General features: G+C 66.5%; 23 protein-coding genes. 11 read left to right on the top strand and 12 right to left on the bottom strand.

Annotated elements, in window-relative coordinates:
• Positions 1–29: 29 nt before the first annotated feature.
• On the bottom strand, positions 30–1055 hold the full coding sequence (locus C1925_RS06120; protein ID WP_108768116.1) for an AI-2E family transporter: 1026 nt from the start codon (positions 1053–1055) through the stop codon (positions 30–32).
• A gap of 141 nt (positions 1056–1196) precedes the next feature.
• Between C1925_RS06120 and C1925_RS06115 the strand changes: the two genes are divergently transcribed.
• Positions 1197–1613 (top strand): hypothetical protein, encoded by a 417-nt coding sequence (locus C1925_RS06115; protein ID WP_108768115.1) that lies wholly within the window; start codon positions 1197–1199, stop codon positions 1611–1613.
• A 27-nt stretch (positions 1614–1640) separates the two neighbouring features.
• On the opposite strand, the gene C1925_RS06110 is transcribed toward C1925_RS06115, so the two are convergent.
• Positions 1641–2648 carry a LacI family DNA-binding transcriptional regulator gene (locus C1925_RS06110; protein ID WP_108768114.1) on the bottom strand — a complete coding sequence of 336 codons (1008 nt, stop codon included), beginning with the start codon at positions 2646–2648 and terminating at the stop codon, positions 1641–1643.
• A gap of 95 nt (positions 2649–2743) precedes the next feature.
• Between C1925_RS06110 and C1925_RS06105 the strand changes: the two genes are divergently transcribed.
• From C1925_RS06105 to C1925_RS06085, 5 genes are read left to right on the top strand one after another with little or no spacing between them, the layout of a single operon-like run.
• On the top strand, positions 2744–3796 hold the full coding sequence (locus C1925_RS06105) for a sugar phosphate isomerase/epimerase family protein (protein ID WP_108768113.1): 1053 nt from the start codon (positions 2744–2746) through the stop codon (positions 3794–3796).
• Positions 3797–3823: 27 nt separating this feature from the next.
• A complete protein-coding gene (locus tag C1925_RS06100; RefSeq protein ID WP_108768112.1) occupies positions 3824–5041 on the top strand; it encodes a nucleoside permease in 1218 nt (405 codons plus the stop codon).
• A gap of 11 nt (positions 5042–5052) precedes the next feature.
• Positions 5053–6177 (top strand): Gfo/Idh/MocA family oxidoreductase, encoded by a 1125-nt coding sequence (locus C1925_RS06095; protein WP_108768111.1) that lies wholly within the window; start codon positions 5053–5055, stop codon positions 6175–6177.
• Between the two features lie 19 nt (positions 6178–6196).
• Complete coding sequence (locus C1925_RS06090; protein ID WP_108768110.1) at positions 6197–7063, top strand: sugar phosphate isomerase/epimerase; 867 nt, start codon at positions 6197–6199, stop codon at positions 7061–7063.
• A gap of 18 nt (positions 7064–7081) precedes the next feature.
• The gene (locus C1925_RS06085; protein WP_174213491.1) at positions 7082–7378 is read left to right on the top strand and encodes a cytochrome c; all 297 of its coding nucleotides are present in this window, start codon (positions 7082–7084) and stop codon (positions 7376–7378) included.
• Positions 7379–7387: 9 nt separating this feature from the next.
• Here C1925_RS06085 and C1925_RS06080 read toward each other — a convergent pair whose 3' ends face one another.
• From C1925_RS06080 to C1925_RS06065, 4 genes are read right to left on the bottom strand one after another with little or no spacing between them, the layout of a single operon-like run.
• Positions 7388–8137, bottom strand: a complete 750-nt coding sequence (locus C1925_RS06080) for a DUF1080 domain-containing protein (protein WP_174213490.1) — start codon at positions 8135–8137, stop codon at positions 7388–7390.
• Positions 8137–8712: a gluconate 2-dehydrogenase subunit 3 family protein gene (locus tag C1925_RS06075; protein WP_108768108.1), complete on the bottom strand. Its 576-nt coding sequence runs from the start codon at positions 8710–8712 to the stop codon at positions 8137–8139. Before C1925_RS06075 ends, C1925_RS06080 begins: the two co-directional genes overlap by 1 nt.
• Positions 8712–10397 (bottom strand): GMC family oxidoreductase, encoded by a 1686-nt coding sequence (locus C1925_RS06070; protein WP_108768107.1) that lies wholly within the window; start codon positions 10395–10397, stop codon positions 8712–8714. The genes C1925_RS06075 and C1925_RS06070 overlap by 1 nt, the downstream gene beginning before the upstream one ends.
• A 27-nt stretch (positions 10398–10424) precedes the next feature.
• Positions 10425–11321 carry a TIM barrel protein gene (locus tag C1925_RS06065; RefSeq protein ID WP_108768106.1) on the bottom strand — a complete coding sequence of 299 codons (897 nt, stop codon included), beginning with the start codon at positions 11319–11321 and terminating at the stop codon, positions 10425–10427.
• Between C1925_RS06065 and C1925_RS21100 the strand changes: the two genes are divergently transcribed.
• On the top strand, positions 11257–11433 hold the full coding sequence (locus C1925_RS21100; protein ID WP_174213468.1) for a hypothetical protein: 177 nt from the start codon (positions 11257–11259) through the stop codon (positions 11431–11433). The genes C1925_RS06065 and C1925_RS21100 overlap by 65 nt on opposite strands.
• A 100-nt stretch (positions 11434–11533) precedes the next feature.
• Here the strand turns inward: C1925_RS21100 and ssb are convergent, their stop codons facing one another.
• Complete coding sequence (gene ssb, locus C1925_RS06060) at positions 11534–12160, bottom strand: single-stranded DNA-binding protein (protein WP_108768105.1); 627 nt, start codon at positions 12158–12160, stop codon at positions 11534–11536.
• 375 nt (positions 12161–12535) lie between these two features.
• Between ssb and C1925_RS06055 the strand changes: the two genes are divergently transcribed.
• Positions 12536–13567: a LacI family DNA-binding transcriptional regulator gene (locus C1925_RS06055; RefSeq protein WP_108768104.1), complete on the top strand. Its 1032-nt coding sequence runs from the start codon at positions 12536–12538 to the stop codon at positions 13565–13567.
• 33 nt (positions 13568–13600) lie between these two features.
• Here the strand turns inward: C1925_RS06055 and C1925_RS06050 are convergent, their stop codons facing one another.
• Positions 13601–13978: a hypothetical protein gene (locus C1925_RS06050; protein WP_108768103.1), complete on the bottom strand. Its 378-nt coding sequence runs from the start codon at positions 13976–13978 to the stop codon at positions 13601–13603.
• Between the two features lie 200 nt (positions 13979–14178).
• Between C1925_RS06050 and C1925_RS06045 the strand changes: the two genes are divergently transcribed.
• From C1925_RS06045 to C1925_RS06035, 3 genes are read left to right on the top strand one after another with little or no spacing between them, the layout of a single operon-like run.
• Positions 14179–15078, top strand: a complete 900-nt coding sequence (locus C1925_RS06045; protein WP_108768102.1) for an ABC transporter ATP-binding protein — start codon at positions 14179–14181, stop codon at positions 15076–15078.
• Positions 15079–15090: 12 nt separating this feature from the next.
• Positions 15091–18669, top strand: coding sequence for a M1 family aminopeptidase (locus tag C1925_RS06040; RefSeq protein ID WP_108768101.1), 3579 nt, complete (start codon positions 15091–15093; stop codon positions 18667–18669).
• 58 nt (positions 18670–18727) lie between these two features.
• A complete protein-coding gene (locus C1925_RS06035; RefSeq protein ID WP_216821996.1) occupies positions 18728–19027 on the top strand; it encodes a hypothetical protein in 300 nt (99 codons plus the stop codon).
• A 122-nt stretch (positions 19028–19149) separates the two neighbouring features.
• Here C1925_RS06035 and C1925_RS06030 read toward each other — a convergent pair whose 3' ends face one another.
• The 4 genes from C1925_RS06030 to C1925_RS06015 all read right to left on the bottom strand — a co-directional run bounded on the left by C1925_RS06030 (position 19150) and on the right by C1925_RS06015 (position 20806).
• On the bottom strand, positions 19150–19452 hold the full coding sequence (locus tag C1925_RS06030) for a hypothetical protein (protein ID WP_108768099.1): 303 nt from the start codon (positions 19450–19452) through the stop codon (positions 19150–19152).
• Positions 19449–19913: a GNAT family N-acetyltransferase gene (locus tag C1925_RS06025; protein ID WP_108768098.1), complete on the bottom strand. Its 465-nt coding sequence runs from the start codon at positions 19911–19913 to the stop codon at positions 19449–19451. Before C1925_RS06025 ends, C1925_RS06030 begins: the two co-directional genes overlap by 4 nt.
• Positions 19914–20122: 209 nt before the next feature.
• A complete protein-coding gene (locus C1925_RS06020) occupies positions 20123–20407 on the bottom strand; it encodes a hypothetical protein (protein WP_108768097.1) in 285 nt (94 codons plus the stop codon).
• A gap of 12 nt (positions 20408–20419) precedes the next feature.
• Complete coding sequence (locus tag C1925_RS06015) at positions 20420–20806, bottom strand: SseB family protein (protein WP_079220982.1); 387 nt, start codon at positions 20804–20806, stop codon at positions 20420–20422.
• Positions 20807–20809 lie beyond the last annotated feature (3 nt).

The raw sequence follows: 20809 nt of genomic DNA, 5'->3' as shown, positions 1-20809 counted from the left end.
GCTACCGATGCGGGGCGACCAGGCCAGGATCAGATCCAGCCCTGGTCAACCAGTTCGCGCTTCAGGTAGGCGTAGAACACCGGGGCGGCCACCAACCCGGCCAGGCCGAATGCCGCTTCCATCACCAGCATCGCCAGCAGCAGCTCCCAGGCCCGCGCCTGGATCTCGCCGCCGACGATGCGCGCGTTGAGGAAGTACTCCAGCTTGTGGATGACGATCAGGTACAGCAGCGCCGCCACCGCCACGTAGAACGACACCGACAGCGCCACGATGGTGATGATGGTGTTGGAGATGATGTTGCCCACCACCGGCAGCAGGCCAGCGAGGAAGGTGATCAGCACCAGCGTCTTCGACAGCGGCAGGTGGACGCCGAACAGCGGCAGCACGCCCAGCAGGAACACCGCGGTGAACACCGTATTGAGCAGCGAGATCTTCACCTGGGCGAACACCACCTGGCGGAAGGCCACGGCCAGGCGCGTGGTGCGCCCGATCAGCTCCTGCGCCAGCGGCCCCATCTTCGGCAGCGGCAACTCGTCGTACAGGGCGATCATCGCGCCCAGCACCATGCCGATCAGCACGCGCACGCCCACCTGCACCACCGACGTACCGGCCACGCCCAGCTGCCGCTGGTGCTCGGCGGCCCATTCGTTCACCGCCTCGCGCAGCCGCGTCAGGTCTTCGGGAATGTACGGCTGCAGCAGTGCGGGCACCTGGTGCCGCGAGGTATTGAGGATGTCCATCAGCCGCGCCAACAGCACGTCGGGGCCGCCGGTCTCGTTGCGGAAGAACGAGGCCACGCCGATACCGGCCAGCACCAGCGCACCGATGATGACCGCCGAAAGCACGATGACCGCAATCGCGCGCGCCCGTCCCGGCGGCAGCTTGCCTTCCACGGTGTTGGCCAGCACGTGGGTCAGCTGGAACACCAGCAGGCCCGACAACAGGGTGACCACCAGGCCCAGCTTCAGGGCCAGCCACATGCCCAGCAGCATCAACAGCCAGGCGGCGATGCGCGCGGCAGGTGGCCTGGGCGGGGCAAGGATCACGTCGGTCATGGCAGCACATCCACTGGGGTGGCCCATGGTAGTGGATTGCCATGGCGGTTCCGGGGCAGTGCGCGGCGTTCCGTTCAGCCCTCTGGCGGCCGCGCCCACGCCAGCGCACACTGGCGCCCCACCTGCCCGCATGGATGCCCGATGCCCCGCCTGCTGCCCGCCGCCCTGCTGTTGATGCTGTGCCCGCTGCCGACGCTGGCCGCGGGCGGCGATGCCGACACGACGCCGCTGCCGCCGCAGGTCAAGGCCGATGCCGAGGCCATCGCCGCCTCGCTGCTGGAAGTGCAGCGCATCGATGTCGAGCTGTCCTGCCCCAAGGCCGTCGAAAACGCGCGCTACGGGCTGGAAACCATGCTGGAAGTGGGCGCGAAGAACGTGGCCGGCGGCTACATGGATGCCGCGAAGTTCGAGGCCATGGCCACGCCGATGCGCGGCCTGCTGCCGCAGATCACCGATGCCGACTGCGAAGGCGCGACGGACGCCAAGCGCGATTTCTACCAGTGCATGTCCAGCGACTACAACCACGTGCTGGCCTGCGCCAAGGCCCATCTGAAGTAACACCGCGCCCTGCCCGGCGCCTGCCGCTCAGCCGGCGGCAGGCGCGGCCGTCGAGCCCCGCAGCATCAGGCTGAAATCCAGCGTCTGCTGCAGCGGCACATCAACGCGTTCGATGATGGCCAGCAGCAGGTTGACCGCACGCGCACCGATTTCCCGCATCGGTTGGCGGATGGTGGTCAGCGGCGGCGTCAGGAAGCTGGACGAGGCCAGATCATCGAAGCCGACGATGGACAGCTGGTCCGGCACGCGGATGCCCAGGTCGCGGCAGGCAGCCAGCGCACCCAGCGCCATCTGGTCGCTGAAACAGAACACCGCGGTCGGCGCGAGCGGAAACGCGAGCAGCGCCTTCGCCGCGGCATGGCCGGATTCCAGCGAGAAATCACCGGGTACGACGCTCAGGTTGCGCAGTCGGCCGCGCGCCTTGCCGGCGCTGCGCACGCCCTCCAGGCGCTGCTGGTGCAGCGGATTGTCCGGCGGCCCGCCGACCACGGCGATGCGCTCATGGCCAAGGGCATACAGGTGCTCCATCACCGCGCGCGCGGCGGCGGCGTTATCGATGTGCACGCTGGGAATGCCCAGCGCGGGATCGAACTCGCAGCCGTTGACCACCGGCGCGGCGGCGCCCAGCGCCTGCACGATCTCGCGCGCGGTCGGCGGCAGCCGGTGCCCCAGCACGATCAGGCCGTCGGCTTCGTTGCGCCTGAGCATCTGCGCGTAGCGTTCCTCGCGGTCGGGCTGGTGCTGGGTATCGCCCAGCAGCACCGCGTAGCCGACCGCCTGCGCCGCCTCTTCGGCGCCCTGCAGGATCTGCGCGAAGAACGGGTTGGCGATGTCCGGCACGGTCACCAGGATCTTGCCGCTGCGCTGGGTCTTAAGCGTGCGGGCCACCGTGTTGGGCACATAGCCCAGCGTGGCGGCCGCCTGTTCGATGCGCGCGCGGGTGGCCGGCAGCACTTTTTCCGGCCGCGACAACGCCCGCGACACCGTCCCTGCGGAGACGCCTACGTGCTTTGCGATGTCGTAGATGGTTGCCATGGTCCTAGCTCCTGTTGCCGCTGTGCACTGCACAACGGATCTGCGGAAAGCCCATGCTAGGGTAATGCAATCGATTGCATCGAGGGCGAATCAACGTGAGGACGCTCAAGGGTCCGGCGCTTTTCCTGGCGCAGTTCATCGGCGACAAGGCTCCTTTTGATCGGCTGGACACCCTGGCCGGATGGGCCGCGGGGCTGGGCTATTCTGGCGTACAAGTGCCCACCACCGCGCCCCAGCTGTTCGATCTGGCCGAGGCGGCACGCAGCCAGACCTACTGCGATGACGTCGCCGGCATGCTGGCCGGGTACGGCGTGCAGATCACCGAACTGTCGACCCACCTGCAGGGGCAGCTGGTCGCGGTGCACCCCGCCTATGACAGCCTGTTTGACGGTTTCGCACCGGCAGCCACGCACGGTAATCCTGCCGCCCGCCAGGCCTGGGCGGTGGACCAGCTGATGCTGGGCGCCAAGGCCAGCCAACGCCTGGGGCTGACTGCACACGCCACCTTCTCCGGCGCACTGGCCTGGCCCTACATGTACCCCTGGCCGCAGCGCCCGCCGGGCCTGGTGGAAGAAGCCTTCGCCGAACTGGGCCGCCGCTGGCGCCCGATCCTCGATGCGTTCGACGACTGCGGCGTGGACCTGTGCTTCGAGATCCATCCGGGCGAAGACCTGCACGACGGCGCGACGTTCGAGCGCTTCCTCGAGGTGGTCGACCACCATCCGCGCGCGAAGATCCTCTACGACCCCAGCCACCTGCTGCTGCAGCAGATGGACTACCTCGGCTTCATCGACCGCTACCACCCGCGCATCGGCATCTTCCACGTCAAGGACGCGGAGTACCACGCAAGCGCCCGCAGCGGCGTCTATGGCGGCTACCAGGACTGGATCGATCGCCCGGGCCGCTTCCGTTCGCTCGGTGATGGCCAGGTCGACTTCAAGGGCATCTTCTCGAAGTTCGCGCAGTACGACTTCCCCGGCTGGGCGGTACTGGAATGGGAGTGCTGCCTGAAGCACCCCGAGGACGGCGCACGGGAGGGCGCCGCCTTCATCCGCGACCACATCATCCGGGTCACCGAGCGCGCCTTCGACGACTTCGCCGACAGCGGCACCGACGCCGCATCACTGCACCGCATGCTGGGAATCTGAGCTGACACCGCCCCGGGAGGGCAAGCCATGACGCACGCCATGTCGCGCTTGGGCGCGATGATGTTTCTGCAGTTCTTCATCTGGGGGGCGTGGTTCGTCACCCTCGGCACCTATCTGGTGCAGGGCCCGCTGCAGGCCAGCGCCAGCCAGGTGGCCACGGCCTTCCTCAGCCAGTCCATCGGCGCGATCGTCGCTCCCTTCCTGGTCGGCCTGATCGCGGACCGCTACTTCGCCGCACAGCGCATCCTGGCGGTACTGCACCTGGCCGGCGCGGTGCTGATGTGGCTGGCCTCCACCGCGACCAGCTTCAGCATGTTCTCTGCCTGTGTGATGGGCTACATGCTGCTGTTCATGCCGACGCTGGCGCTGGCCAACAGCGTGGCGATGCGGCACATGCAGTCGCCCGAGAAACAGTTCCCGCTGGTACGGGTGGCCGGCAGCATCGGCTGGATCATCGCCGGCGTACTGATCGGCTGGCTGGGCTGGGAACAGGCGCACCGCCTTGAACTCACCTTCCGGATGGCAGCGGTGGCCTCGCTGCTGCTGGGCCTGTATGCCTTCACCCTGCCGCACACGCCGCCGCTGGCCAAGCAGCGCGACGCCGGGCTGGGGCAGATCCTCGGCCTGGACTCGCTGCGCCTGCTGAAGTCGCGCGCCTACCTGGTGTTCTTCCTGGCCTCCATCGCCATCTGCATCCCGCTGTCGTTCTACTACAACTTCACCAACCCGTACCTCAACGACCTGGGCGTGCGCGGCGCGGCCGGCCTGCAGTCGCTGGGCCAGGTGTCCGAAGTGCTGCTGATGCTGGCGATGCCGTTCCTGTTCGTGCGGCTGGGAGTGAAGACCATGCTGGCGGTGGGCATGGCGGCGTGGGTGGTGCGCTATGCGCTGTTCGCCTTCGGTGATGCCGGCGGCGGCTTCTCGCTGCTGGTGATCGGCATCGTGCTGCACGGCATCTGCTACGACTTCTTCTTCGTCACCGGACAGATCTATACCGATGCACACGCGGGTCCTGATGCACGCAGCAGCGCGCAGGGCTTCATCACCCTGGCCACCTACGGCGTGGGCATGCTGATCGGCACCTTCCTGTCCGGCGCGGTGGTGGAGCACTACACCACGGCCGCAGGACCGGACTGGCAGCAGATCTGGCTGTTCCCGGCCGGCGTTGCACTGGTCGTACTGATCGCCTTCCTGCTGCTGTTCCGCGACCGCCCCACCGCCGCGGCCGCAGCCACTACACGCTGAGAACAACGCCGATGCCAAAGCTGGGAATCGCCATTGTCGGCACGGGGATGATCGCCGCGGTGCACCGCCGTGCCGCCCTGCTCGCCGGTGCCGACGTACGCGGCGTGGCCGCGTCTTCACCGCAGCGTGCGCAGGACGTGGCGCAGGCATGGAATGTGCCGCGCGCTTACCGCGATATCGACGAGGTCGTCGCCGATCCGCAGGTACAGGTGGTGCATGTGTGCACGCCCAACCACCTGCACCGGCCGATGGCGCAGGCCGCGCTGGAAGCGGGCAAGCACGTGATCTGCGAGAAGCCGCTGGCCACGACCCTCGACGATGCGCAGGCGCTGGCGTCGCTGGCCGCAGCACGCGGCCTGGTCGCCACGGTGCCCTTCGTCTACCGCTACCACCCGGTGGTCCGCGAGGCCCGCGCACGCATCGCGGCCGGCGACCTCGGGCCCCTGCACCTCATCCACGGCAGCTACCTGCAGGATTGGCTGCTGGACCCGGCCAGCAACAACTGGCGCGTCGACCCGGTGCTGGGCGGCACCTCGCGCGTGTTCGCCGACATCGGCTCGCACTGGTGCGACCTGGTGGAATGGGTCAGCGGCGAGCGCTTCACCGAAGTCAGCGCGGCCTTCGCCACGGTGATCGCCGAGCGCAGCGCCGGGGGCGCGCAGAGTTTCAGCACACCCACGGCAGGCGGCGCGACGCAGGCAGTGTCCAGCGAGGACGTGGCCATGGCGATGTTCCGCACCGGCGCAGGCACATTGGCATCGCTGACCGTCAGCCAGGTCTCGGCGGGGCGGCACAACCGTCTCTGGTTCGAGATCGATGGCGCCAAGGCGAGCGTGGCGTTCAACCAGGAAGATCCCGAGCGGCTGTGGATCGGCCGTCCCGACCAGCGCGAAGAAACCTTCGTGCGTGGCCCCGGCGCCGGCAGCACCGAACAGCGTCGTCTGTCGACATTGCCGCCAGGCCATGCGCAGGGCTACGCACAGTGCTTCGAGGCGTTCGTCGCCGACACCTATCGCGCCATCGACGGCGAGACACCGCAGGGCCTGCCCACCTTCGAAGACGGCCTGCGCTCGGCGCGGATCGTCGACCGCGTCATCGCATCGGCCAGGTCGCGCGCCTGGGCCACCCTCGAATGAATCCCCGGAGGATGTACGGATGAAGGCTCCAACACGCAGGATCGCCACCGCCGCACTGCTGCTGCTCGCCGCCCTGCCGGCCTTCGCCGCGGAAACCGGCGGCGCTGGAAAGCCCATTGCGGTGCAGATGTACACGCTGCGCAACGCCGGCACGCTCGACCAGCAGCTGAAGATCGTCCACGACGCAGGCGTGCATGCAGTGGAAACGGTCGGCACGCAGGACGTCAGCGCGGCAGAGCTGAAGCAGCTGCTCGACAAGTACGGCATCAAGGCGATTTCCTCGCACACCGCACTGGCCGACCTGCGCAATGATCTCGACAAGGTGGTGGCCTTCAACCGTGCCATCGGCAACACCACGCTGGTGGTGCCCTACCTGGACAGCAAAGACCGGCCAAAAGATGCCGCCGGCTGGGCCGCGCTGGGCAAGGAACTGGGCGGCATCTCCGAACGGGTGCGCGCCAAGGGCATGCGCCTGGCCTACCACAACCATGACTTCGAGCTGGTCGACTTCGATGGCCGCACCGGCCTTGAGCTGCTTTTCGAAGCCGCCGGCCCGAACCTGCAGACCGAGCTGGACCTGGCCTGGGTGGCCCGCTCCGGCCACGACCCGGTGGTGATGCTGGGCAAGTTCCGCGGCCGCCTGTTCGCGGTGCATGCCAAGGACAACGCGCCCAAGGGCCAGGCCGAAGACGAAGGCGGATTCGCCGCCGTCGGCCAGGGCGTGCTCGACTGGAACGCGGTCCTGCCGGCTGCCGCCAGTGCCGGCGTGAAGTGGTACATCGTCGAGCACGACCAGCCGCGTGATCCGGCCAAGGTGATCCAGACCGGCGCCGACTACCTGCGTGAACACCTGACCGTCAGCCTGCCCGCCCGCGCTTCGCGCTAGCCAGCCAAGGAGCTTCGTTTGAAAACTGTCCTGACCCTGGCCCTGACCCTGTGCGCGGCAAGCCATGCGCTGCCGGCATGGTCCAAGGAAGATCCTGCTGCCGGTGCCAAGCTGTACGCGACGAACTGCGTGGCCTGCCACGGCGCGGATCGTGCCGGCATGCCCGGCGCGTTCCCCGCGCTCACCGACATCGGCAAGCGCCTGCCGCCGGCGCAGATCAAGGAAAAGATCAGCAAGGGCGGCGGACTGATGCCGCCCTTCTCCCAGCTGTCCGCGCAGGAGATCGATGACCTCGCCAGCTTCCTGGCGAAGTAGGCGCGAGCGTTACAGCTCGCGCACCCAGATGTTGCGGTAACTGACCTTGGAGGCGTGCTCCTGCAGATACAGCGGCGCGCAGCCATGTGGCGAGTACGACGGCGCGCCGATGTACTCGGTCCGGCCCGCCAGCACGGTGTCGTCCTGCACCAGCACGCCGTTGTGCAGCACGGTGATGCGCGCCGGTGAGGTCAGCCCGCCGCCGGCGGAGAACCGCGGCGCCTTCCAGATGATGTCGTAGGCCTGCCACTGGCCAGGCGCACGCGCGGCATTCACCAGCGGCATGGCCTGCTTGTAGATCGAGCCAGCCTGGCCATTGGCGTAGGTCGGGTTGCCGTGGCTGTCGAGCACCTGCAGCTCATACAGCTCCTGCAGGAAGATGCCGCTGTTGCCGCGGTTCTGGCCGTCGAAGCCCTTGGTATCGGTCGGCGTACGCCACTCCACGTGCAGCTGCATGTCGCAGAAACGCTGCCGGGTGCGGATGCCCTTGCTGCCCGGCACCACGGTTATCGCGCCGTCGGCCACCGTCCACGGCACGCGCCCGCCCTGCTCCGCCTCCCAGGCGGACACGTCCTTGCCATCGAACAGCACGATCGCGTCCGATGGAGCAGCGCCGACCGGCGTGGCGACTTCCGCCACCGGCGCCCACACCTCGGTCTTCGCCGGATCACGCTCCGCACCGGCCTGCGCAAACACCGGCACCGCCGCCAGCACGCCCGCAGCCATCAAGAAAGGTCTGATCATCCTGTCGTACTCCATCAGCTGGTGGCCCAGGCCGGCGTACCTGGCGCGTAGGCCATGTCGCCGTCGTAGCGTCCGGGCACGGCGACGTACTTCAGCACTTCGGTCGCGCCCTGTTTCGAGGTGAAGAAGCCGAAGATGGCCAATTGCTTGATCATGGTGAACGGATGCGGCATCGCCTTCGCGGTTTCCCCGGTGCCGGTCTCGCTCACCTCGACCGCACGCTTGCGGGCTTCCGCATCCAGTGTGCGCAGCAGCGTGCTGCGCGCCTCAGGCGCAAGGGCCACGAAGCTTCCGCCGGCGCGTTTGTCAATGTCGGCCAGGCCGGCACGGAACGTCGCCTGCTGCCGGGCGGTGTAGCAGTCGGTCACGAACCGCGCCATGAAGGCGCCCGTGGCCGCATCCTTCGCGCCGGGGGTGCGGGTGCGCGGCAGGATGGTCTCGGCAATCTCATCAAGCGTGGCGATCTCGGCCTCGGAGAAGCCAGCGCCTGGCGGCGCGGCCGGCAGCTTGGCGCTGGCCAGCGCCGGCAGGCCGATCATCGCCGCCCCGGTGGCGGCAAAGATCATCTTCAACAGTTCACGACGATCCATTACAGGTTCCCCGCTTTCAGTTCGCGCACGGCATGGTCGGCGGCCCGTGCGGTCAGCGCCATGTAGGTCAGCGACGGATTCACACAAGCACTGGAGGTCATGCACGCACCGTCGGTGACATAGACGTTGGGCGCATCCCAGACCTGGTTGTGCTGATTCAGCACCGAGGTCTTCCGATCACGGCCCATGCGCGCGGTGCCCATTTCGTGGATGCCCTTGCCCGGCGCATAGTCGTTGTCGTGCATCTCCACATCCTTGACGCCAGCGGCTTCCAGCATCTCGGCGGCATCGGCGGCCATGTCCTTGCGCATCGCCTTCTCGTTCTCGCGCATGGCCACGTCCATGGCCAGCACCGGCAGCCCCCACTTGTCCTTGCGTTCGTGGTCCAGGCGGATGGTGTTGCCATGGTGCGGCAGCATCTCGCCGAAACCGGTCATGCCGATCCGCCAGTCACCCGGCAGGCTCAGCGCCTCCTTCAGGTCGGCACCGATGTTCAGCTCGGCGATCTCGCGCGACCAGCCGTTGCGACTGGCACCGCCCTGGTAGCCGAAGCCGCGCAGGTAGCCACGCTTGTCCGCCGCCACGTTGCGGAAGCGTGGAATATAGAAGCCGCAGGGACGACGGCCGAAGTAGTACTTGTCGTCGTAACCTTCGACGCGGCCCGATGCGCCCGCGCCGAAGTGATGATCCATCACGTTGTGCCCGAGCTCGCCAGACGACGAGCCCAGCCCGCCTTCCCAGACATCGGTGGCCGAATTCATCAGCAGCCAGGTCGAATTGAACGACGACGCATTGAGGAAGATGACCTTGGCCGTGTACTCGTAGGTCTGCCCGGTCTCGGCGTCGATGACCTCCACGCCGCGCGCACGCTTGCGGTCCTTGTCGTAGAGCACTTCCTTGACGATGGAGAACGGTCGCAGCGTCAGGTTGCCGGTCTTCATCGCCGCCGGCAGCGTTGCTGCCTGGGTCGAGAAATAGGCGCCGAAGGGACAGCCGAGGATGCACTTGTTGCGGTACTGGCAGTTGACCCGGCCCTGCTCCGGCATCGGCTTGGTGATGTTGGCGGTGCGCGAATGGATCATGTGGCGCGTGCCACCAAAGGCTTTCTGGATCCGCGCGGCGACGTCCTTCTCGACGATGTTCAGCGGGATCGGTGGCAGGAACTCGCCATCAGGCAGCACGTCCAGCCCTTCGCGCGTGCCGGCGATGCCAGCGAATTTCTCCACGTGGTCGTACCACGGCGCGATGTCGGCATAGCGGATCGGCCAGTCGGTGGCAATGCCGTCCTTGAGGTTCGCTTCGAAATCCAGATCGGAGAAGCGGTAGCTCTGACGCCCCCACATCAGCGAGCGGCCACCGACGTGGTAGCCGCGGAACCAGTCAAAACGCTTGGTCTCGATGTAGGGCGAGTCCTGTTCGTCGGCCCACATGCCCTCCAGGTTCTCGGCCAGCGCGTAGTCGCGCATCAGCACCGGGAACGCGGCCTTCATCGCCTGTGTCGGCCGGTTGCGATGCGGGAAGTCCCACGGCTCCTTCATCGCATTGACGTAGTCCTTCACGTGCTCGATGTTGCGCCCGCGTTCCAGCATCAGGACCTTGAGACCTTTTTCGGTCAGTTCCTTCGCCGCCCAACCGCCACTGATTCCCGAGCCAACAACGATGGCGTCGTAATGATTATCTGCCATGGGTCTATCACCTGGGTGGATATCGTTTCAGACGTCGCAGAGACGGATCGCCTCGCGCAATGAGCCAACGGGATCGGGCGCTGCAGGCATGAACTCCTGCGCCAGATACCCATCAAAACCGGTGTCGCGGATCGCGCGACAGATGGCCGGATAGTTCAGTTCCTGCTGGTCACCGATCTCGTGCCGGCCAGGCACGCCCGCGGTGTGGTAATGCTTGAAATACGCATGGTCCCGACCGATGGTGGCGATGATGTCGCCCTCCATGATCTGCATGTGGTAGATGTCGTAGAGCAGGCCGAAGTTGTCCGAGCCGAGCCGCTTGCACAGCTCCACGCCCCAGGCCGAGTGGTCGCACAGATAGTCGCGATGGTCGACCCGGGAGTTCAGCAGTTCCATCACCAGTACGACGCCGCGTTTCTCGGCGTGGCCGAGGATGCGCTTGAGCCCAGCCTCGGCGTTGGCCATGCCCTGCATGGGGTCCATGCCGTTGCGGTTGCCGGAGAAGCAGATGAGGTTGCGATAGCCGGCATGAGCGACCCGGTCGATGTGCTGGGTGTAGCGCGCCACCAGCTCATCGTGGAATTCGCGGCCGGCGAAACCCTTGGTCAGGCCCAGCTCGGCGCCGTTGCACATCGAGCTGTCCACGCCATGGGCCTTCAAGGTGGGCCAGTCCTCCGGGCCGACCAGGTCGATGGCGGCAAAGCCGAGGCCCTTCACGGTCTGGCAGAGCTGGGCGACCGACAACTGCGGGAAGGTCCAGCGGGCGACGGAGTGCTTCAGCCGACCCTTGAGCGGAGCGGCAGATGCGACAGAGGGCAGGACGCCTGCAGCCGCCAGGCCCAGGCTGCCGGCGACGGCCATGCGCAGCGCATCGCGCCGCGTGAGCCCCGGCGCAGGCGCCGGTTCGATGGAATGGATCGACATCCACTTCCCGGCCTCCCAACCGGTGCAAACACTGAGGATTCACAGCAATGCAATCGATTGCACCATACGGGAGGAATTATTTTTTTTGCAAGACGCGGTGCACGAAAAATGATGCTGCGGAGCACAACGCACCTGACTGGACGCGCAAAAAAAAGAGCCCCACGAATGGGGCTCCTTCTGGATTCACGTCTGTGCCAGTTGCCAGGCATGCATCAGAACGGAATATCGTCGTCTGCGAAGTCGTCCATCGGCGGGGCCTGCTGCGGCTGCGGGCGCTGGTTGCCGCCCTGGTTGCCATAGCCGCCACCCTGGTTGCCGCCCTGGTTGCCGTAGCCGCCACCCTGGTTGCCACCGCCCTGGTTGCCGTAACCACCGCCCTGGCCGCCACGCTGGCCACCGCCACCGCCGCCGTACTCCTGGCGCGGGGCCTGCTGGCGCTGCGGACGGTCGCCGCCGAAGTTGCCACCACCGCCGCCACCACCGCCGCCACCGCCGCCGCCTTCACCGCGGCCGCCCAGCATCTGCATTTCGTCGGCGATGATGTCGGTGGAGTACTTCTCTACGCCATCCTGGCCGGTGTACTTGTCGTAGCGCAGGCTGCCTTCGACGTAGACCGAGCTGCCCTTGCGCAGGTATTCGCCGGCGATTTCGCCGAGCTTGCCGAAGAACACCACGCGGTGCCATTCGGTGCGTTCCTGCTGGTTGCCGTCCTTGTCCTTGCGGACGCTGGTGGTGGCCAGGCTGATGCGGGTGATCGCCATGCCGCCCTGGGTGTACTTCACGTCCGGGTCGTTGCCGAGGTTGCCGACCAGGATGACTTTGTTGATGCCACGCGCCATAGGTGTGTTCGTCCGTTGTACAGGGGCAGACCACCAGTGATAGCACGTCCTCCTGGCAGGAGGCAGTGGCCCGGGGCCGCCCCCGATGCATTTGGGGGAATTCAAGAATGTCGCATCTTATCATCGCCACCGCCTTTCGCCCGGTCAGGGAAGCTCCCGGCGGCGGCCGGATTGCCCCCTGGGCCCTTGTCCTGTCAGGCCTTGGGGGCGGTTCAACCCAGCCGACAGCAGGAATGGTCTGGACCTGTCCGCACCGGGCGGGTCCGGTCGCGTCACAGCCAAGCGCTGTCCGATCCGTCTCCCCGGCAAGACATCCACAGGGCCAGCAGCAGCCACCCGTGGCATCATCCGTGAATCTTCCCGCCTGCTCCCTCCATGACCATCAAAGGCAAAGCCACGTCCCTGGATATCGCCCACCTGGCCGGGGTTTCCCAGCCCACGGTGTCGCGTGCCCTGCGCGGCAGCCCGATGGTCAACGCCGAAACCCGCGAGCGCATCCTGCGCATCGCCCGCGAGCTGAACTACAAGGTCGACAAGAACGCCTCCAGCCTGCGCCTGCGCAATGCCGGCACGCTGGCCCTGCTGTTCTTCGAAGACCCGACCAATGATGACTCGCTGATCAACCCTTTCTTCCACTCGATGCTGGGCTCGATCACCCGCGCCTGCGCGCTACATGGGCAGGACCTGCTGGTGTCCTTCCAGCAGCTGTCCACCGACTGGCAGGCCGACTACGAGGACAGCAACAAGGCCGACGGCATCATCCTGCTCGGCTACGGCGACTACCACCAGTCACGCGACCGCCTGCAGCGGCTGGTCGAACAGGGCACGCATTTCGTGCGCTGGGGCGCGGCCCTGCCCGGCCAGCCGGGTGTGTCGATCGGCAGCGACAACTTCCAGGGTGGGCATGACATCACCGCCCATCTGCTGCAGCAGGGCTGCCGTCGCATCGCCTTCCTCGGCCATGCGTCCAGCCATTACCCGGAATTCGAGGAGCGCTACCGCGGCCACGTCGAGGCGCTGCGCACCCACGGCCTCGCCGCCGACCCGGCGCTGCAGCACGATGCCATCACCACCGAGGCCTCCGGGCAGGAAGCCTGCCAGGCGTTGCTGGCACGCGGTGAACGCATCGATGCGATCTGCGCCGCCAGCGACCTGATCGCCATCGGCGCGATGCGTGCGCTGCGCGAGGCGGGCCTGCGCGTGCCGCAGGACGTGGCCGTGACCGGCTTCGACGATATTCCGCTTGCCGCCTCGGTGTCGCCGGCACTGACCACCGTGCAGCAGGACACCAAGCAGGCGGGCCAGCTGCTGGTGGAGAAACTGCTGGCGCTGATCGGCCGCCAGCCGGTGGAGAGCCTGAGCATTCCGGTGAAGCTGGTGGTGCGCGAGTCGTCGCAGCGGATGTAGAGCCGAACAACGGCAGCCGAGCATGGCTCGGCTCTACAGGGTCTCGTGCAGGCCGGTAATCCGCGTGACTTCCCCTACCGCGGATACGTGCGGGCCCTCATGACAATGGAAGCGGACACCCTCGACGATGCGATCGCGATGCAGGGTCTGGCGCAGTTCCCGGTTCACGATCCGCATCCTCGCCCGCAGCCACGGGCCGACCGGCAGCGCGATGTCTTCGGGCAGCGGCTGGCCATCCTCGCCAAGGAACTCCGGGAAGATCATGAACAGCTCGAATTCGCCCGATGCATCGGCATAGGCGAAGTCCCAGCGGATGCCGTTGTACGCAGGGTGGCGGCGGCCGCCTTCTTCATGGGCCAGCAGGCGGATGCGCGCCTCGAAATCGTCCTTCAACAACAGATACCCGCCCATACCCTGCCCCCTCCCTGGATAGCGCCCGATGATGACCGATCAGCGCAACGACGGGAATCGACGGACCGCGCAGCCAGGCAGGAGAGGAATTTCATCATCTGACCCTCCCCAATTGCCGGAACCATGACCATCGGCATTGACCGACGTCGTATTCAGCGCGATAAACGGCACTTCACACACAGGGAAGAGGTGTACGCCGCATGCTGCAGATCGACTCGCTGTCCAAGACCTACGCCAACGGCGTCCACGCGTTGAACGCGGTCACCCTGGACATCCCGCGCGGCATGTTCGGCCTGCTCGGCCCCAACGGTGCCGGCAAATCCTCGCTGATGCGTACCCTGTCCACGCTGCAGGAAGCCGACAGCGGCACTGCCGTGCTGAGCATTCCCGGCGAGGCGCCGATCGACGTGCTGCGCGACAAGGACGCCGTGCGCCGCCGCTTGGGTTACCTGCCGCAGGATTTCGGCGTCTATCCCAAGGTCAGCGCGCTCGACCTGCTGGAACACCTCGCCGTGCTCAAGGGCCTGACCCAGCGCGCGCAGCGCCGCGAAGTGGTGGACGGCCTGCTGCAGCAGGTGAACCTGTGGGACGCGCGCAAGCGCAAGCTGGGCACCTACTCCGGCGGCATGCGCCAGCGCTTCGGCATCGCCCAGGCCCTGCTCGGCGACCCGCGCCTGGTCATCGTCGATGAACCCACCGCCGGCCTCGACCCGGAGGAACGCAACCGCTTCCTCAACTTGCTGGCCGCCATCGGCGAGAACGTGGCGGTGATCCTCTCCACCCACATCGTGGAGGACGTGACCGACCTGTGCCCGAGCATGGCCATCATGAACAAGGGCCAGGTGCTGCTGACCGGCCGCCCCACCGATGCCATCGAAGCGCTGGCAAACCAGGTCTGGCGCAAGCAGGTCGATCCGTCCGAGCTGGCCGACCACGAGGCGCGCTACGTGGTGCTCTCCACGCGTCTGGTCGGTGGCCGCCCGGTCATCCACATCCACAGTGCCAGCGATCCCGGCGATGGCTTCCGCGCCGTGGCCCCCGATCTCGAGGACGTCTACTTCCAGCGCCTGCGCCTGCAGGCGCGTGCCCGCGCGGCCTGACCGGAGTAGACCATGATCCTGACCTTCTTCCGCTTCGAGCTGCGCGAGCAGCTGCGTTCGCCGCTGCTGTGGCTGCTGGCCTTCCTGTTCGCCGCGCTGGCCTTCGCCGCCGCTTCCACCGAAGCCGTGCAGATCGGCGGCGGCACCGGCAACGTGTACAGCAACGCGCCCATCGTCATCGCACGCTTCATGGGCATCTTCACCATGGTGTGCATGCTGGTGTCCACGATGTTCGTCAGCAATGCCCTGCTGCGTGACTTCGAGCTGGGCACCGCCGAACTGATCTTCGCCAGCCCGATCAGGCGCCGCGACTACCTGGCAGGGCGCATCCTCGCCGCGATCTGCGCCAGCCTGGTGGTCTACCTGGTCATCGCACTGGGCATCTTTCTGGGGCCGTTCATGCCGTGGGTGGACAAGGCCCGGGTGGGCCCGGTGTCGCTGGCTGCGTATGCCTGGACGTTCACCTGGATCGTCCTGCCCAACGTGGTGTTCACCACCGCCCTGCTCTCGATGCTGGCGGCGGCGACCCGCTCGATCCTGTGGGTCTACATCGGCCTGGTCGGCTACTTCGTGCTGTACGGAGTAAGCGCCTCGCTGCTGAAGGACATCGACAACGTCTGGATCGCCACGCTGACCGAGCCGCTGGGCATGCGTGCGCTGGGCCGTGCCGTGCGCTACTGGGCCACCGAGCAGAGCAACACGCAGCTGCCACCGGTGGCCGGTTACCTGCTGGCCAACCGCGCCCTGTGGCTGGGTGTGGCCGCAGCGCTGTTCGCCGCCACCTTCGCCCTGTTCCGTAGCGAGCGCACCGGTAGCGGGCGCCGCCGCTGGGGCCGCCGCAAGATCGTGGCCAACGCTGATGCCGCGCGACCGGTGCAGATCGTCGCGCCGCGTGTGCGCCCGGTGTTCAGTGCCGCCACCGGCTGGCACCAGTTCCTGCGGCAGGTGCGCTTCGATACCGTGGGCGTGCTGCGCAGCGTGCCGTTCATCGTGCTGCTGGTGCTGGGCCTGGCCAACTTCATTCCCGGCGCGCTGCACCAGAACGTGATGTACGGCACGCCCATCTGGCCGGTGACCAGTGAAATGCTAACGTCACTGCAGGGCGCCTACAGCTGGCTGCTGGTGATCATCGTGCTGTTCTATTCCGGCGAGCTGGTCTGGAAGGAGCGCTCGGTGCGCCTGAACGAAGTGAGCGACGCCATGCCGGTGCCCAACTGGGTGCCGCTGCTGGCCCGCTTCAGCACGCTGGTGGTCATCGTCGCCTGCTTCCAGGCCATCGGCGCGGGGGTGTCGATGGCGCTGCAGCTGACCCAGGGCTACACCCACCTGGAGCCGCTGCTGTACCTGAAGGCGCTGGCGCTGGGTTCGGTGTTCTATGTCCTGATGGGTGGGCTGGCACTGGTCCTGCAGGTGCTGACCAACAACAAGTTCTTCGGCTATGCGCTGCTGATCGTGGTGATGATCGCCCAGGTCGCACTGGGGCTGCTGGACTTCACCCAGAACCTGTACAACTTCGGCAACTGGCCCAACGCCCCGTACTCGGACATGAATGGCTACGGCCACTTCCTGCCGGGCCAGCTGGTGTTCCAGGCTTACTGGGCCCTGTTGCTGATCGCGCTGCTGTTCCTGGCCTCCGCGTTCTGGGTGCGCGGCGTCGGCACCGGTCTGCGTGAGCGGGTGAAGCTGGCCATGCACCGCCTGCGCGGTCCGACCGGCGCGGGGTTCGCTGTATCGCTGGTCGCCTTTGTTGCCCTGGGCAGCTGGCTGTACTGGAGCACCAACATCCGCAACGAGTTCGTGTCGCCGGACCAGCAGCGTGACCTGCAGGTGCGCTACGAGCGCGAGCTGTCCAAGTACCGCAACCTGCCGCAGCCGCGCATCATCGCCATCGACAACCGCGTGGACCTGCGTCCGGAAACGCAGACGGTGACCATCGATGCCGACTGGACGATCCGCAATCCGCACGCGGTGCCGATCAACGACATCCACATCTCGATGGGCGACGACCGTGAGCTGATCAAGGTCGACCTTGGCGGGCAGACCCTGAGCTACCACGACGTGGACCTGGGCTACCGCATCTACCGCCTGGCCGCGCCGCTGCAGCCCGGCGAACAGCGCACGGTACATTTCCGCGTCGAGCAGAAGCCAAAGGGCATCACCGCTGGCCAGGCGCCCAGCAACATCGTGGACAACGGCACGTTCTTCAACAGCGGCTTGCTGCCCTCCTTCGGCTACGACGAGAACAGCGAGCTGAAGGATCGCAACGAGCGGCGCAAGCGCGGGCTGGGTGAGCCGATCCGCATGCCGAAGCTGGAGGATGACGCCGCGCGCGCCAACAACTACGTGTCCAACGACGCCGACTGGCTGGATTTCCGCACCACCATCTGCACCGCACCAGACCAGGTGGCGCTGGCACCGGGCTACCTGCAGAAGGAAGCCACCGTGGATGGGCGGCGCTGCTTCAGCTACGCCATGGACCGGCCGATGCTGAACTTCTACGCCTACCTGTCCGCACGCTGGCAGGTGAAGAAAGGCATGTACAAGGACATCCCGATCGAGGTGTACTTCGACCCGGCCCACCCCTACAACGTGGATCGGATGATCGAGGCCGTGCAGAAGTCGCTGGCCTACTACGAGGCGAACTTCACCCCGTACCAGCATCGCCAGGTGCGCATCATCGAGTTCCCGGGCTACCGCAGCTTCGCCCAGTCCTTCGCCAACACCATTCCCTACTCCGAGTCGCTCGGCTTCATCGCCGACCTGCGCGACCCGGACAACGTGGACTACGTGTTCTACGTCACCGCGCATGAGATCGCCCACCAGTGGTGGGCACACCAGGTGATCGGCGCCAACGTGCAGGGTGCCACCATGCTGTCCGAATCACTGGCGCAGTACTCGGCATTGATGGTGATGGAACAGGAGTACGGCCGCGCGCACATGCGCCAGTTCCTGAAGACCGAACTGGACCGGTACCTGGCCGAGCGTGGCAGCGAACGCATCGAGGAGCTGCCGCTGGAGCGGGTGGAGAACCAGCAGTACATCCACTACCGCAAGGGTTCGCTGGTGTTCTACCGCCTGCGCGAGGAGATGGGCGAAGCCGCCCTGAACCGCGCACTGAAGCGCTTCCTGCAGGACAAGGGCTACCAGCAGCCGCCGTACACCACCTCGCGCGAACTGCTGGGCTACCTGCGTGCCGAAGCACCGGCCGACCGCCAGCAGTTGCTGACCGATCTGTTCGAGAAGATCACCCTCTATGACAACCGGCTGGAGACGGCTAGCGCAAAGAAGCGTGCGGATGGCCGCTACGACGTCACCCTGAAGCTGCACGCCGCCAAGGTGCATGCCGATGGCCAGGGCAAGGAAACCCCGGCCACGCTGGACGACTGGATCGAGATCGGCGTGTTCGCCAATGCGCCTTCCGGCAAGGAACGCGACCAGAAGGTGCTGTACCTGCAGCGCCAGCACATCACCGAGGCCGCTCCGACGATCACCGTGACCGTGGACGGCAAGCCGGATGAGGCCGGGTTCGATCCGTACAACAAGCTGATCGACCGCGACAGCGACGACAACCGGAAGAAGGTGTCGATGTGATGCCCGCGGAGGTGCCGGTGATTGCCGGCACCTCCGCTGTCCTGCAGGGAGACGCAACGTGATTGTGATGGTCTATGGATTCACCGGCCGCTACGGCGGTGCGACAGAGTTTGAGTGGAACGCGCCTGAACCCGGTGCGGTCCACAACGCCATGCTGTTCCTGAGGCAGGACGAAGAGCGTGATGCCTTCGACCTGGCCCAGGCCGAGTGCGCGCGTTTCGGTTTCGACCAGATCAGCGACCTGCGCTGCGGCCGTTTCCAGGTGGACGCGCTCAACACCGATGCCTACCGTCGCTTTGCCGGCTTCTACGAAGAAGCACTGGCCGAGGGCTCCGCCCTGCTCTACTACCCGAACTGATGCCAGTCGTGCCAGGCCATGCCTGGCAGCGGTTGCCCGCATCACCCCTGCGACGATGCCACGCGCTTAGGCCCGAACTGATCCCAGTAGTGCCAGGCCATGCCTGGCAGAGCTCGCCCGCATCACCCCCGTGGCGTTGCCCCACGCTTCGGCCCCAGCAACGCCAGCAACATATACACCACGATCGAAGCGACCGTGCCCAGCAGCGCAGGCCCACCGAAGGCCCAGGCCGGACGGCCCTGCTGCCGCGCCCATTGGCCGAGATGCCAGGCGGCGCCCAGGTTGATCAGCCAGGCAAGGGCGAACACCGGCCACTGCGCCATGCCGATGGCGCGCAGCAGCGGCAGGGCAAGAAGCGCTGCGACGATGGCTGCGATCAGGAAGATCAGCGCGTTACGGGAATGGCGTGCTGTGTAGAGATTCATGTGGACAGCCTACGCACCATCACAAGTACCCGTAAGCTGTGATTGTCGGTCTCCTGCAGCGCTTTCCAGCCCAGTCGCGCATACAGTCCACCATCCAGAGCTTCGGTCTGCAGGTACAGGTCGCAGATGCCCATCCGCAGCGCAAGCGCCACGGCCTGCTCGACAAGTCCGCTGGCCAGTCCGCGGCCCCGATGGCTGTCGGCTACGAACACACTTCCCAGCCAATGCTCGTACTGCGGGAAGGCCTGCATCTCCCGGCGTTTCAGCTGCACTGCGCCAACGACCTGACCATCATCGAAAGCGCCGATCAACTGCGGAAAACCATCGGCATCCTGCGTCACGTTCAGCCGATGCAGTTCCTGTTCCAGCGACAAGCCGGCGTGCTGACCCCATTCGGCGTGGTACCACTGCGCCAATTGCTGTCGTTCCGGTGCATCGGCGGACACGATCCTGAATTCCATGGTGGGACCTCAGCTCAGATGATCTGTCAAGACAATCACAGGCGCCGGTCGATGTCACTGCAAATTGTTTCAATCCAGCCGGAAGGGAGCGCGACTGGCCACGAGGTAGCATCAAGCATGGCTCGACGCCAGGGAAGCCAGGGGCGTATCAGCCCTGCGCGAAATCCTTCAGGATCCCGCCAACGCCTTAGCCAACGGGCAAGCAGTGCCTACGCCCTGCGCAACCACACATGGACCATGAGCGCAGGCACTGGCCCCAGCACAGCAAGGCCACCGCACAGCCATGCGCGCCGTCCCTTCAATCGCGCACCCTGGTACAGATGCCAGGCCGCCCCCCAACTGCCTACCCATGCCAACAGGGGTGCGGGCGTATCGTGGATATCGAAGCCGAAGCCCAGCGTCAGCCCTGTCGCCAGCGACACAGCCACGCCCGTCAGCAGCCAGGTCGCGGCCCGACGTTCATGCTGGGAGGCGGTGCGATCAATCGAATCCATGGGAGATCCTGCTCAGCCCTGCGCGAAATCCTTCAGGATCTCGCCCACGCCGCTGGCGGAGATCTCGAAGCCCAGCGTGGTGCCGGGGTTGACCACCACGCCGTAGCCACCGGGAACGCGACGCAGCACGTCCAGCATCAGCCAGCGGATCTGGTGCGGGGCCTGCTGGCTGTGGATGCCCACCCGCGCCGGATCGGTGAAGACCGCCACGTGCAGGGTGCCCTGCTTGTCGAACAGCAGCGGGTCGAAGCCGCTGCCATCGGGGGTGACCAGGCTGCCGGTCAGCAGCACCACCTCGGAGGCCACGAAGGCTTCCATGAAGGCGCGGATCGGTACGGCTCCATCCATGGCGGCCTTCAGCAGGGTTTCGATCGGGGTCTGCGGGGCAAGATCGGTCATGGC

The sequence above is a fragment of the Stenotrophomonas sp. SAU14A_NAIMI4_5 genome (genome assembly GCF_003086795.1).
GTDB lineage: Bacteria > Pseudomonadota > Gammaproteobacteria > Xanthomonadales > Xanthomonadaceae > Stenotrophomonas.
This window is presented reverse-complemented; position numbering and strand designations above follow the sequence as displayed.

What these genes read in the sequence shown, in the direction of transcription:
- C1925_RS06120 (WP_108768116.1), bottom strand. Translation starts at nt 1,055, where the DNA reads ATGACCGACGTGATCCTTGCCCCGCCCAGGCCACCTGCCGCGCGCATC.
- C1925_RS06095 (WP_108768111.1), top strand. Translation starts at nt 5,053, where the DNA reads ATGCCAAAGCTGGGAATCGCCATTGTCGGCACGGGGATGATCGCCGCG.
- C1925_RS06075 (WP_108768108.1), bottom strand. Translation starts at nt 8,712, where the DNA reads ATGGATCGTCGTGAACTGTTGAAGATGATCTTTGCCGCCACCGGGGCG.
- C1925_RS06045 (WP_108768102.1), top strand. Translation starts at nt 14,179, where the DNA reads ATGCTGCAGATCGACTCGCTGTCCAAGACCTACGCCAACGGCGTCCAC.
- C1925_RS21100 (WP_174213468.1), top strand. Translation starts at nt 11,257, where the DNA reads ATGCGCAGCGCATCGCGCCGCGTGAGCCCCGGCGCAGGCGCCGGTTCG.
- C1925_RS06015 (WP_079220982.1), bottom strand. Translation starts at nt 20,806, where the DNA reads ATGACCGATCTTGCCCCGCAGACCCCGATCGAAACCCTGCTGAAGGCC.
- C1925_RS06115 (WP_108768115.1), top strand. Translation starts at nt 1,197, where the DNA reads ATGCCCCGCCTGCTGCCCGCCGCCCTGCTGTTGATGCTGTGCCCGCTG.
- C1925_RS06080 (WP_174213490.1), bottom strand. Translation starts at nt 8,137, where the DNA reads ATGGAGTACGACAGGATGATCAGACCTTTCTTGATGGCTGCGGGCGTG.
- C1925_RS06020 (WP_108768097.1), bottom strand. Translation starts at nt 20,407, where the DNA reads ATGGATTCGATTGATCGCACCGCCTCCCAGCATGAACGTCGGGCCGCG.
- C1925_RS06070 (WP_108768107.1), bottom strand. Translation starts at nt 10,397, where the DNA reads ATGGCAGATAATCATTACGACGCCATCGTTGTTGGCTCGGGAATCAGT.
- C1925_RS06110 (WP_108768114.1), bottom strand. Translation starts at nt 2,648, where the DNA reads ATGGCAACCATCTACGACATCGCAAAGCACGTAGGCGTCTCCGCAGGG.
- ssb (WP_108768105.1), bottom strand. Translation starts at nt 12,160, where the DNA reads ATGGCGCGTGGCATCAACAAAGTCATCCTGGTCGGCAACCTCGGCAAC.
- C1925_RS06065 (WP_108768106.1), bottom strand. Translation starts at nt 11,321, where the DNA reads ATGTCGATCCATTCCATCGAACCGGCGCCTGCGCCGGGGCTCACGCGG.
- C1925_RS06055 (WP_108768104.1), top strand. Translation starts at nt 12,536, where the DNA reads ATGACCATCAAAGGCAAAGCCACGTCCCTGGATATCGCCCACCTGGCC.
- C1925_RS06050 (WP_108768103.1), bottom strand. Translation starts at nt 13,978, where the DNA reads ATGGGCGGGTATCTGTTGTTGAAGGACGATTTCGAGGCGCGCATCCGC.
- C1925_RS06090 (WP_108768110.1), top strand. Translation starts at nt 6,197, where the DNA reads ATGAAGGCTCCAACACGCAGGATCGCCACCGCCGCACTGCTGCTGCTC.
- C1925_RS06100 (WP_108768112.1), top strand. Translation starts at nt 3,824, where the DNA reads ATGACGCACGCCATGTCGCGCTTGGGCGCGATGATGTTTCTGCAGTTC.
- C1925_RS06025 (WP_108768098.1), bottom strand. Translation starts at nt 19,913, where the DNA reads ATGGAATTCAGGATCGTGTCCGCCGATGCACCGGAACGACAGCAATTG.
- C1925_RS06030 (WP_108768099.1), bottom strand. Translation starts at nt 19,452, where the DNA reads ATGAATCTCTACACAGCACGCCATTCCCGTAACGCGCTGATCTTCCTG.
- C1925_RS06040 (WP_108768101.1), top strand. Translation starts at nt 15,091, where the DNA reads ATGATCCTGACCTTCTTCCGCTTCGAGCTGCGCGAGCAGCTGCGTTCG.